The organism is Kaistella rhinocerotis (assembly GCF_030243905.1).
Classification (GTDB): domain Bacteria; phylum Bacteroidota; class Bacteroidia; order Flavobacteriales; family Weeksellaceae; genus Kaistella; species Kaistella rhinocerotis.
Map to the genome: position 1 here is coordinate 827,842 of NZ_JASSYY010000002.1, position 15,241 is coordinate 843,082.

At 44.6% G+C, this 15,241-nt stretch carries 12 protein-coding genes; 8 read left to right on the forward strand and 4 right to left on the reverse strand.

Features of this window, described 5'->3' with window-relative positions:
• The first annotated feature begins 16 nt into the window (after nucleotides 1-16).
• The 8 genes from QEP06_RS09075 to QEP06_RS09110 all read left to right on the forward strand — a co-directional run bounded on the left by QEP06_RS09075 (nucleotide 17) and on the right by QEP06_RS09110 (nucleotide 11,348).
• Nucleotides 17-625, forward strand: a complete 609-nt coding sequence (locus tag QEP06_RS09075) for a tetratricopeptide repeat protein (RefSeq protein ID WP_285269969.1) — start codon at nucleotides 17-19, stop codon at nucleotides 623-625.
• A gap of 6 nt (nucleotides 626-631) precedes the next feature.
• Nucleotides 632-1,246, forward strand: a complete 615-nt coding sequence (locus QEP06_RS09080; RefSeq protein ID WP_285269970.1) for an FMN-binding negative transcriptional regulator — start codon at nucleotides 632-634, stop codon at nucleotides 1,244-1,246.
• A gap of 134 nt (nucleotides 1,247-1,380) precedes the next feature.
• A complete protein-coding gene (locus tag QEP06_RS09085) occupies nucleotides 1,381-2,052 on the forward strand; it encodes a YceI family protein (protein WP_285269971.1) in 672 nt (223 codons plus the stop codon).
• A 142-nt stretch (nucleotides 2,053-2,194) separates the two neighbouring features.
• Entirely contained in the window at nucleotides 2,195-3,700 is a 1,506-nt protein-coding gene (locus QEP06_RS09090; RefSeq protein WP_285269972.1) for an alpha-amylase, read from the forward strand.
• 165 nt (nucleotides 3,701-3,865) lie between these two features.
• Nucleotides 3,866-5,122: a putative DNA modification/repair radical SAM protein gene (locus QEP06_RS09095; protein ID WP_285269973.1), complete on the forward strand. Its 1,257-nt coding sequence runs from the start codon at nucleotides 3,866-3,868 to the stop codon at nucleotides 5,120-5,122.
• 4 nt (nucleotides 5,123-5,126) lie between these two features.
• The gene (locus QEP06_RS09100) at nucleotides 5,127-5,891 is read left to right on the forward strand and encodes a TIGR03915 family putative DNA repair protein (RefSeq protein WP_285269974.1); all 765 of its coding nucleotides are present in this window, start codon (nucleotides 5,127-5,129) and stop codon (nucleotides 5,889-5,891) included.
• Nucleotides 5,892-5,990: 99 nt separating this feature from the next.
• Nucleotides 5,991-7,046: an NAD(P)-dependent alcohol dehydrogenase gene (locus tag QEP06_RS09105; RefSeq protein WP_285269975.1), complete on the forward strand. Its 1,056-nt coding sequence runs from the start codon at nucleotides 5,991-5,993 to the stop codon at nucleotides 7,044-7,046.
• Between the two features lie 159 nt (nucleotides 7,047-7,205).
• Nucleotides 7,206-11,348, forward strand: a complete 4,143-nt coding sequence (locus tag QEP06_RS09110; protein WP_285269976.1) for a T9SS type B sorting domain-containing protein — start codon at nucleotides 7,206-7,208, stop codon at nucleotides 11,346-11,348.
• A gap of 5 nt (nucleotides 11,349-11,353) precedes the next feature.
• Here QEP06_RS09110 and coaE read toward each other — a convergent pair whose 3' ends face one another.
• The 4 genes from coaE to lpxK all read right to left on the reverse strand — a co-directional run bounded on the left by coaE (nucleotide 11,354) and on the right by lpxK (nucleotide 15,156).
• Nucleotides 11,354-11,962, reverse strand: a complete 609-nt coding sequence (coaE, locus tag QEP06_RS09115) for a dephospho-CoA kinase (protein ID WP_285269977.1) — start codon at nucleotides 11,960-11,962, stop codon at nucleotides 11,354-11,356.
• A gap of 18 nt (nucleotides 11,963-11,980) precedes the next feature.
• A complete protein-coding gene (locus QEP06_RS09120) occupies nucleotides 11,981-12,847 on the reverse strand; it encodes an MBL fold metallo-hydrolase (RefSeq protein WP_285269978.1) in 867 nt (288 codons plus the stop codon).
• Nucleotides 12,848-13,013: 166 nt separating this feature from the next.
• On the reverse strand, nucleotides 13,014-14,093 hold the full coding sequence (gene dinB, locus QEP06_RS09125; RefSeq protein ID WP_285269979.1) for a DNA polymerase IV: 1,080 nt from the start codon (nucleotides 14,091-14,093) through the stop codon (nucleotides 13,014-13,016).
• A gap of 34 nt (nucleotides 14,094-14,127) precedes the next feature.
• Nucleotides 14,128-15,156 carry a tetraacyldisaccharide 4'-kinase gene (gene lpxK, locus QEP06_RS09130; protein ID WP_285269980.1) on the reverse strand — a complete coding sequence of 343 codons (1,029 nt, stop codon included), beginning with the start codon at nucleotides 15,154-15,156 and terminating at the stop codon, nucleotides 14,128-14,130.
• Between the last annotated feature and the right edge of the window lie 85 nt (nucleotides 15,157-15,241).

Below are 15,241 nucleotides of genomic sequence, written 5' to 3' on the forward strand. Positions count from 1 at the left end.
ATCTATTTTTAAACCTATGAAGCAAGTTTTAGCTTTAATTTTATTGTTTATGCTCGTTTCCTGTGCGTCACAAAAAGATGCAAAATACCTACAGCAGGGCAAAACCGAGATGTCGAACCAACGGTTTGAGCAGGCTTTGGAACTGTTTACAAAGTCAATCAACCAAAATCCCGCGCGGGCCGAGGCTTATTTTGCGCGTGGACTATCCTACAATATGATGCAAAATTATGAGGCGGCGGTGACCGACTTCAGTATGGCCGAAAAATTAGGCTACAGCGAGGCTAAGCTTTATTCATTGCGTTCATTCGCCTACAGCATGACTGATAGAAATGAGTTGGCGCTGAAAGATTTAAACAAAGCTATCACGTTGGATCCCGAATCGTACGCCGGAAATTATTACAACAGGGCGATGCTTTACAATACATTGCGAAAACCGGATTCGGCGGTGGCAGATTTAAATAAATACCTCACCGTGGCGCAGGACCCGAATGCTTTTTTTCAAAGAGGGAAGATCGTTCTCACTAAAGGCGACCTGAAAAGCGCCTGCGAAGATTTTAAAAAAGCGGTTTCGCTCGGAAATACCGATGCTGAACTGCTTAAGATATCAGAAGCCATCTGCAAATAGCACAGAATGTACATCCCGCAAATCTATAAAAGCGAAGACCGGCAGCTGATGAAAGAAATCATCACTGAAAATGCGTTTGCGCTTTTAATTTCCAACAAGGAAAAACTCTGGGCGACGCATTCTATGTTCATTCTTAACGAATCTGAGCCGGATTTTTTTCTCGAAACCCATGTTTCAAAAGGTAATCTGCAGGCTCATGTGTTGGAGGACGGCGATGAGGTGCTTTGTGATTTTCTGGGCGCGAATGCCTATATCTCATCCTCGTGGTATGATCATATCAATGTTTCCACGTGGAATTATGAAGCGGTGCAGGTGCGGGGAACTGTAAAACTGATGACGGATGATGAGCTTTACGATCATTTGCGGAAGCTTACTATAAAGTTTGAGCAAAAACAAAAATGTCCGGTATTCGCCGAAACCATTGGTGAGGAAAATATCAGAAACGAAATGAAAGGCGCTTTCGGCATCAATATTTACCCAACCGAAATCCACATCGCATCGAAACTTTCGCAGAACCGGGAAGCGCATGATTATATGAACATCATCAATGAACTGCAGGGGTCTTCCGACGAAAATTCGAATAAAGTAGCGGCGCGAATGAAAAATTCGCGCAGATCTTAAGCTCAAAACCTGTTTCCGTAAGTCATCTGAAACGTGAAACTTCCTTTCGAGAACCATTTCTTAACATACGTCAAGGCGTTTGCAGTTCAATCACAGTACTTTTGCCGCTTAAAATTATTAAACAATTTAAAAAAATGAAAAAATTATCAATTCTGGCGCTTTCGGTGTTTATGTTGGCATCATGTTCTGAGTCTAAATCTGATACAGTTACTGTAGCTGGCGAGCAGGCAGTGGCTGCGCAGGCAGGTGAAACATTAAGTATAGATTCTGCAGCCAGCACTGTAAAATGGACGGCATATCACAAAGGCGGTTTGAACCCACGGTTCGGAACCACTTCCACTTCCGGAACGTTTTCGGTTCAGGATGGTAACCTGGTTTCAGGATCACTGGTTTCTGATATCAACTCCCTTACAACCGATCCTGCAGCAGTAGATCCTGCAATGAGCGACGGTAAAACTTCAGCAGACCTTGATGCCCACCTAAAAAGTGCAGATTTTTTCGATACTGAAAAATATCCCACTGTGAAATTTGACATTACGAAAGTGGAAGATCTTCCGGCAGGAACGGCTTCTAAAACTGAAGGTGCCAACAAACTGGTTAGCGGAAACATGACCATCAAAGACAAGACGGTGAACGTAAGCTTCCCGGCGAAAGTGGATGTAGCTGCAGACAGCCTGAATATCGTTTCTAAATTCACCATCAACAGACAGGATTGGGGCTTGACTTATGGTACTGAAGGCGACCCGAAAGACTGGATGATCTCTCAGGATGTAGATCTTGAACTGAACCTTACCGCACGCAAATAATTAATTTAAATTTGAAAATTTGGCCACAACAGGCGTGTTTTCATCCTAAATTATTTAAATATACAAAGCCGCACCGCGCGGCTTTTTTCGTGCCCTGAACTTTGGGTCGAATTTTGTTAACTTGGCTTTCATATTCAAAATAATGACGAACGCTACGATGATTCAGTTTTTCCATTGGTATTCGGATGGAGAATCGAAACTGTACGAAGAGATCAAAAACAGCACAGATTACCTTGCAGAACTCGGCATCACCGCCGTTTGGATGCCACCGGCGTATAAAGCAGCGGGCGGCGGTTTTTCAAATGGTTATGACCCCTATGACCTCTATGATTTGGGTGAATTTGACCAAAAAGGCACCGTGAACACCAAATACGGTTCGCGCGAACAGTATCTCGCGGCCTGCCGGAACTTACAGGAAAAAGGCCTCTCCGTCATCGCCGATATCGTGCTCAATCACAAAGCCGGCGGCGACGAGAAGGAGCGATTCCATGCAATCAGGGTCAATCCCGATAACCGCCAGGAAAACCTTTCCGAACCCTTTGAGATAGAAAGTTATACGAAATTTACTTTCCCGGGTAGAAACGGAAAATATTCAGAATTTGAATGGAATTTCACCTGTTTCTCAGGTGTTGATTATGCGGAAGGTGAGGAAGAAGGAATTTTTCAGATCATTCATGAGCATGGTGATGGCTGGGAAGAACTCATTGATGATGAAAAGGGAAACTATGATTATCTGATGTACAATGATATTGAGCACCGCAATCCGTTTGTACGTGCCGAGCTGAACGCGTGGGCGAAGTGGTATCATGACCAGGTTTCCTTTGACGGTGTTCGGCTTGATGCGGTGAAACACCAGTCGCCTGAATTTTACAAAGAATGGCTGCACATTCTGCGCGAAAACACAGGTAAGAATATTTTTGCGGTAGGTGAATACTGGGCACCGGGCGCGCTGGATCTGCTTCAAAAATACATCGCTGCTACCGAAGGTTGCATGAGCCTTTTTGATTCTTCGCTGCAACAAAATTTTCATCAGGCTTCCAATTCAGGTGCAGCATATGATCTTCGGACCATTTTTGATGATACGCTCACGCAGGTCAATCCGCTTTTGTCCGTCACCGTTGTTGACAATCACGACACGCAACCGCTGCAGGCTCTGGAAGCGCCGGTGGAATCCTGGTTTAAACCGCTCGCTTATGCGCTGATCCTTTTGCGGCAGGATGGTTACCCGTGCATTTTTTATCCGGATCTTTTCGGTGCGCATTACATTGATAAAGATAAAGAAGGCAACGACCAGGAAATATTTTTAGATAAAGTCGCAAAGATCGAGGAGTTGCTGAAGGCCCGAAAACATTTTGCGTACGGCGCGCAGCACGATTATTTCCAGGATGCCAACTGCATTGGTTGGGTTCGTGAAGGAAATGATATACATTCAGGCTGCGCGGTGACGATGAGCAACAGTGATGCTTGCGAAATCTCAATGGAGATGGGTGAACGTTATGCAGGACATGAATTTATTGATTTAATGGACTGGTTTCCGGAAGCTGTTTTATTAGATGAAAACGGCTGGGCAAATTTCCCGGTGCCGGCGGGAAATGTAAGTGTGTGGATATCGCGGGAGAGTCCGGAGTTTGAGGGTTTGAGGGAATGATTTTTTGAGTAATTGAGTTGGTGATTATGTAGGATGGAAGGGTAGCGTTTTTAATGGCTTTAAAGCTGAAAAATTTAATTATTTAAATGGTATTATTTCATACTTGAATTCCATATGATTGAAAATTATTTTACTATTTTTGTGTTTTAAATTTAACATAATCAAATGAATTTCGAGCGCATTCAGGAGAAACTTGAAATCCTAGCCGATGCTGCAAAGTACGACGTATCCTGCTCATCGAGTGGCGGTACACGCAAAAACAAAGGCGGTCTCGGCAACAGCCATGCGTCCGGAATTTGCCATACCTATACCGAAGACGGCCGGTGTGTGTCGCTGCTCAAGATTCTGTTGACCAATCACTGCATTTTCGATTGTGCTTATTGTGTCTCGCGCAAAACCAACGACGTAAAACGCGCAGCTTTCACAGTAGAGGAAGTGGTGGAGCTGACGATCAATTTTTACCGCAGAAATTATATTGAAGGACTTTTTCTGAGTTCGGGTATTTTCAAAGATTCCGATACCACGATGGAAAGGCTGGTTCGTGTGGCTAAAAAACTGAGGCTTGAGCACAATTTCAATGGCTATATCCATCTCAAATCTATTCCCGGAGCGAGTGATGAACTGATGAAAGAGGCCGGACTTTATGCAGACAGGCTCTCCATCAATATCGAAATCCCGACCGAGCAGGGTTTGAAACTGCTTGCGCCGGACAAATCGCATTCGGAAATGATCAAGCCAATGAGTTTGGTGAAAAACGAGCTCATCCTGTACAAAGAGGAAAAGAAAATTTTCCGAAAAGTACCGAAGTTCGCGCCCGCAGGTCAGTCAACGCAGATGATTGTGGGCGCAACCAATGAAACTGACCTGAAAATCATTAAAGTTGCCGACCATTTTTATCAGAATTTTAATTTGAAGCGCGTGTACTATTCCGGTTATGTTCCGGTTTTAGAAGACAGCCGCCTGCCCTCAATCCATTCACAGGTACCGATGCAGCGCGAAAACCGATTATATCAGGCTGACTGGCTGATGAGGTTTTATGGTTTTGAAGCCAATGAGATTGTCGAGCCTTCAAATCCATTCCTGGATCTTGAGATCGATCCGAAACTGGCTTGGGCACTCAGAAACCGCGAGAGATTCCCGGTGAACATCAATACGGCGCCGAAAGAAATGATCCTGCGTGTGCCGGGCATCGGAACCAAATCTACCGGAAAGATCCTGATGGCAAGAAAATTCCAGAAACTTACACTCGAGAACCTTAAGAAGATGGGCGTTGCCGTGAACCGTGCGAAGTATTTCGTTTCGTTCGAAGGAACAAATGTATTTAACCGTTTCATTGACGAGCAAAATTTCCGCAATATCATCCTGTCCGGAACGAAATCAAAATACCAAAATCCTTTCTCGCAGCAGCTGACGCTGTTTTAATCTAATGACGACGTTAGTTTTCGATGACACGTTTGAAGGTCTGATGACAGCGGTTTTTGAAGTTTTCGAATACCGTTTCGAGCCCGCGGAGATCGTCAGTCAGCAGCATCATCTCAATGAAGCGCTGTTTGCACACGTTCATCCGGTGGTGAGCGATGCCGCCAAGGGCGACCGGGTCATAAAAAAACTCGAAAAGTCACTCGGCAAAAATGGTGTAAAGCAAATGTTGCTCGTCTATCTTTCCGAACGTGCCGATGCCGCAAATCTGGTACTTGCCGCAGTGCGCCAGGCCGTTCTTAACCCTGACAGAAATGTTCTTGAAAATTTCGGAGATCCTTCCATACTCGAAATTGCCAAAATCTGTAAAAGCATGGGCCGCGAAATACACAGGCTGCACGCATTTGTAAGGTTTGAAAAACTGGAAGACGGCATGTTTTTCGCTAAAGTGGAGCCGGATTTCAATGTTTTGCCGGTGGGTTTTAAGTTCTTTAAAGACCGGTATGCCGACCAAAAGTGGATGATTTATGATCTGAAAAGACGGTTTGGTGTCATCTACGATCTAAATGAAACGACGTTTTTTTATCCCGAACCAGAACAGGTTTACGCGCTGAATAATGCCTCCGCAATGCATCATGAGGAAGAACGCAAATACCAGACGATGTGGCAGCGGTATTTTACCAAAACCAATATCGCCGAGCGCAAAAACATGAAACTCCACATTCAGCATGTCCCCAAACGCTACTGGAAGTATTTAACTGAGAAATTTTAACCTCAGACTTTCGAAATTTTAGGAAAGCTTTAAGAGTGAGCGTGCTATGCAATCGTTAATTTTGGGTCATACATTTTTAATTATAATAACCAAACAAATATGAGTACTACCGTAAAAGCTTTCGGGACCGAAGCCAAGGACAAAGATCTGGAACTGATGCAGATCGAGCGCCGCGACGTTACCGCAACGGATATCGAAATTGAAATCTTATACTGCGGCGTCTGCCACAGCGACCTGCACACTGCACGTAACGATTGGGGCGGAACCAAATACCCTTCTGTTCCAGGTCACGAAATCATTGGCCGGATCACCAGAGTGGGTGAGAATGTAACTAAATTTAAAGTCGGCGATCTGGCCGGCGTTGGCTGTCTTGTAGATTCGTGCCGCGAGTGCGAAAGCTGTAAGAAAGATCTTGAACAATACTGTTTAAACGGTTCTGTAGGCACGTACAACGGCAAAGACCAGTTTCTTGGCGGACATACGTTCGGTGGTTACTCCGAAAAAGTGGTGGTAGACGAAGCTTTTGGTCTGCACATCCCGGAAAATTTAGATTTGAAAGCGGTGGCTCCATTGCTTTGTGCAGGCGTGACGACGTGGTCTCCCCTGAAACACTGGAATGTGAAAGAAGCCAGCAAAGTGGCTGTAGTGGGGCTTGGCGGTCTGGGTCACATGGCCATCAAACTGGCAAAAGGTTTGGGTGCGGAAGTGACGCTCTTTTCCAGAAGTCCGGATAAGATTCAGGATGCGCTGGATCTGGGCGCCAATGCGGTCATCATCTCCACATATGAAAACGAAATGAAAGCGGCGAAAGGTAAATTCGACCTCATCATCGATACCGTTCCTTACGACCATGACGTCAATCCGTACATCTCGACACTCGCGGTGGATGGAACCCTGGTGCTTGTGGGCTATATCGGCAAGATGGAGGATGCATTATTCACGCCGCCAATGATCGGCGGTAGGCGTTCCGTGGCAGGTTCGGTGATCGGCGGGATCAAAGAAACCCAGGAAATGCTAGATTTCTGTGGGGAACACAATATTCTTCCGGAAATTGAAATGATCAAGATGCAGGACATCAATGAAGCTTATGAGCGAATGCTTAAAAGTGATGTACGCTACCGCTTTGTAATCGATATGCAGAGCTTGAAAAATTAAGGTATAAAAATCCTAATCTACTATCCGGCAGAGAGCAATCTGCCGGATTTTTTTATGCCTCAAAATCATCTTTTAATTAAATCTTTAAATAAAGTCAAACTGTTAAAATGTCTTAATTATAGATAAAAAAACTACATTTGTGTAGATTTCGCTATATTCATGAAAAAACTTTTACCCTATTTACTGCTATTTTTCTATACGACTATAAGTGCGCAACTTGACCGGGAGCACTGGTTTGCACCGATGTATGACGGGCAGAGCAACCCAGGTCCTTCGCAATTTTTACATCTTTCCACTAATGAAACCGTGCCTTTCAATGTTGAAGTGTACAGCAATAACCTATTGGTTTATCAGCGTACCATCAGCAAGGGAAATCCGGCTATCATCAGCATTTCAAGAAATTTTATCATTACTTCTTCCGTAACGGAGCTGCACCGCATAGGCACAAAAGGTCTTTACGTGAAGGCGGAGAGACCGTGCTTCGCGAATCTTAGGTTCAAAGTAAGTAACCACGCCGAAATCATCACCTCAAAAGGCACCGCGGGCATCGGTAAGAAGTTTTATACGGTAATGGCACCTAATCTTCATGGTTCCACGAACCTCGGTGCTTCGGCAAGTATACTGGCTACAGAAGACAATACGGTGGTCACTGTGAATAATTTTAAAAAAGTATTGACATTCAATGCGTATGGCACTGCGTCCAGTTTCACATTTACTTTGAATAAAGGCCAATCATTTATCCTGGACGCGCGAGCCAGTAACATGAACAACCGCGAAGGTTTCATAGGTGCGACGGTCACTGCCGACAAACCAATCTCGATGAGTAACGGAAATTTCAACGGTCAGTACGCCACTTCAGACGAAAGCGAAGGCTCGGATATATTGATGGACCAGTCGGTTCCGGTGGATAAGCTTGGAGATGAGTTCGCTATCGTGAAAGGTTACGGCGCCATCGGAAACAATATGGAAGGCGCGATGGTGGTTGCTACCGAAAACAATACGGCGATCTACCTCAATGATTCTGCAGTGCCGTTCGCAACACTTGCCACCGCAGGAGATTACTATTTGATCAGTGAAGCCAACTACATCAATCGCGGGAATGATCATTACAACCTGCGCATAAAAACCGACAAGAATGTGTATGTGTATCAGCTCCTGGGCGGAGTAGAAGGCGGAACGGCGTTTTTAGCCACCGGTGGCATGAATTATATTCCACCGTTGAACTGTTATTTGCCTAAAAAAATTGATGAGATAAGTAACATCAATAAAATGGCGCTGAATGATGCGACAGAATCTTTTCTCACGAAACTGAATATCATTACTGCAAAAGGTGCGGTAGTAAAAGTAAATGGAGTGGTACCCAATGCGCAATATGGGCCGTTTGACACCTCCAACATTCCCGCGCAGCAAGCGTGGGTTACCTATTCGATCCCGGGTGTTACAGGAAATATCACCATAGAATCTGACAAAGCCGTCACGGCCGGAATCGCAAGTGGAAATGCCGCTTTTGGTTACGGCGGTTATTTCGCGGGATTTTCTGCTATACCACTAATCTTAAAGACGGCGGGTGACTGTCTCCCGGGAGTAAAGCTTGAAGTTACCGCAGGTTTCGATTCTTATGAATGGCTCATTAAAAACCCCGACGGAACTTATAGCCCGGCGCCCGGAATCAATAATACTTATACCTACGAACCTCCACAAGCGGGGATTTATGCTGTAAAAGTAAAACAGGGAATCTGCGATGAGATACAGACCCAGGATTTCAAATTCTACAACTGTACGACCTATACCAACTACGACTACAACAGCTGTGGAAACGAAACCATCACGCCAACCTTCGCTTTAAGCAGCCAAACCGTGAATCCGTCCACTGTTCAGATTGTTACTCCTCCCACAAAAGGAACTGTAACCATCGCAGCAGACGGTAAGCTGACTTATACCGCCAATCCGAATGTCAGCGGAACGGATACTTTTAAATTCTCTTTTTGTGGCATCGGTGCAATCCCGGATTGCGAAACGGTGCAGATTACCATCAACATGATCGAAAAGTATGATGACAAAGTGCTTCAGGAGTGTTCCACAAACGGTATTGCGACCTATAATTTGAGCCTTGCGCCCGTTTCGCCGGACACATCGCTCATCAAGACTTATTTTAAAACATTTGCCGGCGCGCAAAATGACATTCCGGGAGATGAAATCCTGAATTTTACCAGCTATACTTCCGCTGACGGCTTTATTTATATACGCCTGGTCAATTCCATAGGTTGTATTTCCGTCGCGAAGGTGGAGCTTAAATCTAAGTTAGCTCCTGAAGTTAAAGAGAACCTATACACCAAATTGCATTGTGATGAAGATGTAGACGGCAAGATCGACGGCACTTATAAGGTGGATTTAACTACGGTAACGCCGGTCGTATTGGTACAGGCATCTGATTTTGTCGTGAAATATTATGATACGCTGCCTAAAGCAACGGCAGGTCTGAATGATAACATCACGGGAATTTTCTCCTTCACCGGCGACACTTCAGTGTGGATCAGAGTGGAGGCGCCGAACGGCTGTCCGACTATCATTAAAGAAATTCAGCTTAAAACCGGCACTAAATTTACAGTCGCGACTCCACAGTCAAAATTGATCTGTGACACCAACCAGGATAACACCGAAGATATCGATCTGAATGATTTTGTTTCAATGTTTACGGCAGATGCATCCACAACGGTGAAATTCTTCCCGAATTTAACAGATGCTCAGAATAATACTTCTGCAATCGTAGCCAATCAGACCATCATGGCGGACAAAACATTCTACTACAGATTCTCACGGTCCGGATTGTGTGATGAAATTGGAGTTCTGAATATTATATTTAAAAAAGCCACGCCGTCACCCACACTTCCTGCAAATGTTTCCGTATGCCTGGGTTCTACCACAACTTTGGATATTGGATCAGGCTACACCGCAATTCTGTGGAGCACAGGAGCCACCACCCAAACAATTACAGCTGGTGCCGGCACCTACACGGTTGAGTTTACCAATGCTGATGGCTGCCGCTATCAACAGGCAGTGACAGTAACCGATTCGCCAAAACCGAAGTGGAATATTGCGGCGTACAGTGCGGTGAATTGTGATGATGATTTCGACGGTTTCGTCAACGTGAAATTTTCGACCATCACGCCATTGATTGTACAGAACTCCACGCTCTTTACCGTAGAATATTCCCTTTTCTCAGACTTCAGAACACTTTTGCCTGATGACTGGACATATTCTGCCGACACTACTGTTTATGTAAGAGCTTATTCATCGGTTTGTCCGGCCGAAAAACAGCAGATTGATTTCAAAGTCGGAAATTCACTGGCGCTAGACCAAGCGAGCGCTACAGTAATAGAATGCGATGATGATTTTGATGCTGTGAAATCTGTTAATTTGGCGAATCACCTTAATGAATTTACCTCAGATCCGGGAGTTGTGGCCACTTACTATTTGACTTTGGCGGATGCCCAAAAGAAAATAAACAGTATTTCAAATCAGGTAAATGTTTCCGGAACAGGTGTTTACTATCTGCGATTACATAAAAACACTTATTGCGATGTGATCGGGAAGCTGACGGTGAATATTCAGATTCCAAAGAAATCTGAACAACTTTCCGATAAGCAGATCTGTCCTGAAGCGACAACGGTGCTCAATGCGGGATCGGGCTTCGACAAATATTTGTGGAGTACAGGTGCCACCACGTCCTCAATTACAGTTCCAGTCGGTGAATATTGGGTTGATCTCACCTCGGGTACCTGCGTTTACAGACAAAACGTTTCGGTGACGGCGGTGTCGCTGCCTGAAATTGTGAGTGTCGAAATTGTGGGCAGCACGGTTACGGTTAACGTCACTGGCGGAACGTCACCTTATCAGTATGCCATCGATAACTTTAATTATCAGTCTTCCAATGTATTCAACAATGTTCCGGGTGGCGACCACACAGTGTACGTGATTTCAGCTGATAACTGCAAGCCTGTTTCTGTTGATTTTAATGTCATTCAGCGTTTTAACGTAATTACACCGAATGGCGACGGTAAGAACGATCTGCTCGATTATTCAGGACTGATGAAGAAATCTGAACCTTATCTGGTGATTTTTGACCGCCGCGGCCAGACTGTATTTACAGGGACCAACAACAACCGATTTAGCTGGGATGGGAAAATTTCCGGAAAATCAGTCGAGAGCGGCAGTTACTGGTATGTGATGAGATGGATAGAACCTGGATTTACCACAGTGACCGAATACACGGGCTGGGTTTTGGTGAAAAACAGAAATTAAAAGGTTTAAGAATTTTCCTGGTCGAAAGATGCGACAAGCTGTTTTAGAACAAGGTTTGTCGCATTTCGCAGCTCAGCAAAACCTTCGTTATTAAATATTACAAAATCTGCCATTGCAGCTTTTTCATTTTCAGGCATCTGTCTGTTGATAATGGCCTGCACTTGCCCGGTTGTTTTGTTGTCGCGTTCCATTACACGTCTTATGCGGATTTCATCATCGGCCGTGACCAGAATGGAGCGGTCGCAGGCTTCATGCAGCTTAAGTTCAAAAAGAAGCGCGGTTTCTTTGAAAAGAAATGTTTCGTCCTGATCTTCCACCCAACGCTCAAAATCTTTCTTCACAGCAGGGTGAATCAGTGAATTTAGCTGATTTAACTGGTTAACATTATCAAAAACTTTTTGTGCCACGAACGCCCGATCGTACCTACCGGACGCATCATAAGCTTCATCTCCGAGCAGCGCGCGGATTTTTAACTGAAGTTCAGCATCATTATTTACGATTTCCTTTGCGAGGTCATCAGAATAATAGACGGGATAGCCGAATTCTTCGATGATTTCAGCGACCGTACTTTTTCCCGAGCCAATACCACCGGTGATTCCGATTATTTTCTTCATGATTAATTGCTTCGAAGTTTAATAGCCGAAAATGTCATTCAGCGAATAGGTCTCGTCGAGGCGTACGCCTTTTTCCGTCATTTTAAGGCTTGCCAGTTCGTGATGCGCATCGTGCTCAAAAAACAGCAGATATTCATTATCGATGCACTGTTTCAGGAATTTTCCTTTTTCTTCCATTGTCAAAAGGGGTCGTGTATCATAACCCATCACATACACCTGCGGAATATGCCCGGCTGTAGGGATCAGATCTGCAGCAAAAACCACTGTTTTGTCCTGATAGCGGATCACCGGCAGCATTTGTTTTTCGGTATGTCCGTCTACAAAGATTACGTCCATTTTAAGGTCTGGTGCAAAACCATAATTTCCCGTAAGCGGTGTAGGTAAAAAATTCAATTGGCCGCTTTCCTGCATGGGCAGGATGTTTTCTTTAAGGAAGCTCGCTTTTTCCCGTGGATTCGGTTCTGTAGCCCACTTCCAGTGTTCTTCATTGGTCCAGAACTGTGCATTTTTAAATGCGGGCTGATAGCCTGTGCGGTCCGCATTCCACTCAATCGCACCACCGCAGTGATCGAAATGAAGATGCGTAAGAAAAACATCCGTGATGTCATCGCGTACGAAACCGAATTTTTTAAGGTTTTTATCTAAATTATCGTCGCCCCAAAGGGAATAATGGCCGAAAAACTTATCGTCCTGTTTGTTTCCAAGTCCACAATCGATCAGAATCAGTTTCTTACCGTCTTCCACTAAAAGTGAGCGGGTTCCGAGTTCGATCAGGTTTCTTTCATCCGCCGGATTCGTTCGCTCCCAGAGACTTTTCGGGACAACACCGAACATGGCACCACCATCTAACTTGAATTTTCCGCACTGTATAGGATATAGCTTCATTTATTTTATTTTGTAATTTCTAAAGTACAAAATTTGTTGTTAACGGGAAAATTCGTCGGTCTTAGGTCTGAGATGGGCTTAATATCTGCATTTGTACAATTGACGACGAATCAAACCGATCCGATTCATCAACTACTTCGTCTGTCCGCATCAAAATTAAAAGCATTCAATCCTCAAACGGAATTTTAAGTTGCACTGAAACCTGCTTTTTGGCGTGTGTATTGAGGTTTGAGAGCGAAAGACCCAACAGCCGTACGGGTTTGTCAAAAGGCCGAAGTTGCCACAGTTTTTTTGCGGTGAGCCAGAAATCTTCCGCATTGTTGAAGTAGCCGTCCCAAGTGGTGCTGCGCGTGTACTGTGTAAAATCTTTATATTTAATTTTCAGCGTCAGCGTTTTACCTTTGATCTTTTTTTTGCCAAGCCGTGTGTCCAGTTCTTCACTGATAATTTTGAGCTGTTCAAATACCGCGTCTTCGTCGAGAAGATTTTCCCAGAATGTTTCTTCCACGGCGACGCTTTTCTGTATCCGGTGCGGTTTCACTTCACTATTGTGGATGCCGCGAACCACATTGTAGTAATAATTGCCCGATTTTCCGAACAGACTGATAAGTTCATCCAGTGTTTTCTTTTTTAAATCTGAACCTTTAAAAATATGCAGTTCGTGCATCCTGTTCGCGGTCACCTTGCCGATTCCATAGAATTTCTCGATCGGCAGGTCATCCATAAACTCCAGGACCTGCGTTGGATGGATGGTCTTCTGGCCGTTGGGCTTGTTGTAATCTGAGGCAACTTTAGCTAAAAATTTATTCACCGAAATTCCGGCTGAGGCTGTGAGGCCGGTTTGTTCAAAGATTTTTCGGCGGATTTCACGTGCAATATCATTCGCGGATTCGATGTTTTTTTTGTTTTCGGTGACATCAAGGTAGGCTTCGTCCAACGAAAGCGGCTCTACCAGGTCTGTATATTCGTGAAAAATACTGCGTATTTGCTGTGAGATTTCCCTGTACCGCTGAAACCTGGGTTTCACCACGATGAGATGCGGACATTTCTCAAGTGCAAGCTTTCCGGGCATGGCGGAGCGTACACCAAATTTGCGGGCTTCGTAACTTGCCGCGGCCACCACGCCATACAGTCCGCCGCCTACTGCAAGCGGTTTTCCGCGAAGTTCAGGATTGTCGTGCTGTTCCACGGAAGCGTAAAACGCATCCATATCAACATGTATTATTTTGCGGTCTCCGAAATCCATTTTTTGGCGAATTTCGCTTCAGTTATTCCTGTTTTCAGCGTTTTTTCTGCACGTAATTTAAAATGAGTTCGTTGAATTCCTCCTTACGGTCGATGTTTACGTTGATAGGCCAGTAGTAAACCAGGTCGCGCAGATAATCAAAAGTCTTCAACCTTACATAATCTTTTTCTGTGGTGAGAATGAGTTTGTATTCGCCCAGTTTCTTGTATTCGTTCAGGATGTTTTTAATGTCCTGATCGCTGAAATTATGATGATCTTTAAATTTTAAATGTTTCACCCGCTGAGAAAATTTTGCCAAATGATTCAGCAGCGGTTTCGGGTTTGCTATCCCGGTGATCAAAAGGATGTCGTAATACGCTAGATTGTTGTCGGGCAAAGATTTGTCTTTGCTGAAGACATTTTCATCATATCCGATACTTGAAAAAAACACGTGCTGGTCCTGCTGGGGTTTAATCCTGGAAATGTAGTACTGTTTTTTCTCGTCGGTGAGGTCATCAGGGCATTTTGAAACCATGATGATCTGGGCGCGGCGCATTCCGCTGCGGCTTTCGCGCAAGTCACCTGCCGGCAGCACGAAATCTTTGAAATAAGGATCATTATAGTCGGTCATCAGAATGTTGAAGCCGGGTTTTATTTTACGGTGCTGGTAGGCATCATCCAAAATCAGGACATCAAGATCCATGTCCTCGATCATTTTTTTCGCGCCGGGAACACGTTCTTCTGAAACACCGATTACGAAACGGTTTTTGAACCTTTCAAAAAGCTGCATCGCTTCGTCACCGACGGTCTTGAAATTACTGTCATAATTGGTGATACCGTAGCCTTTTGAGATCCGGCCATAGCCGCGCGAAAGCACACCGGTTCGGTAATATTTAGACAGAAATTCGGCCAGATACATCACCATCGGTGATTTTCCGCTGCCACCTACGGAAAGGTTTCCGACGTTGATTACCGGAGTTCTGAAGGAGGTCGATTTAAAAATTCCCCAGTTATACATCGTATTCCGCAGCGCGGTAACCAGATGAAAACCGATGGAAAAAGGGTAGAGATACCATCTTTTCATAGGCCGCAAAAATACATATTTCTGTCGGCACTTTTATAATTCATCAGCCTGTAGTTTGAATGTTTAATGATGATTTTCTGTCTGC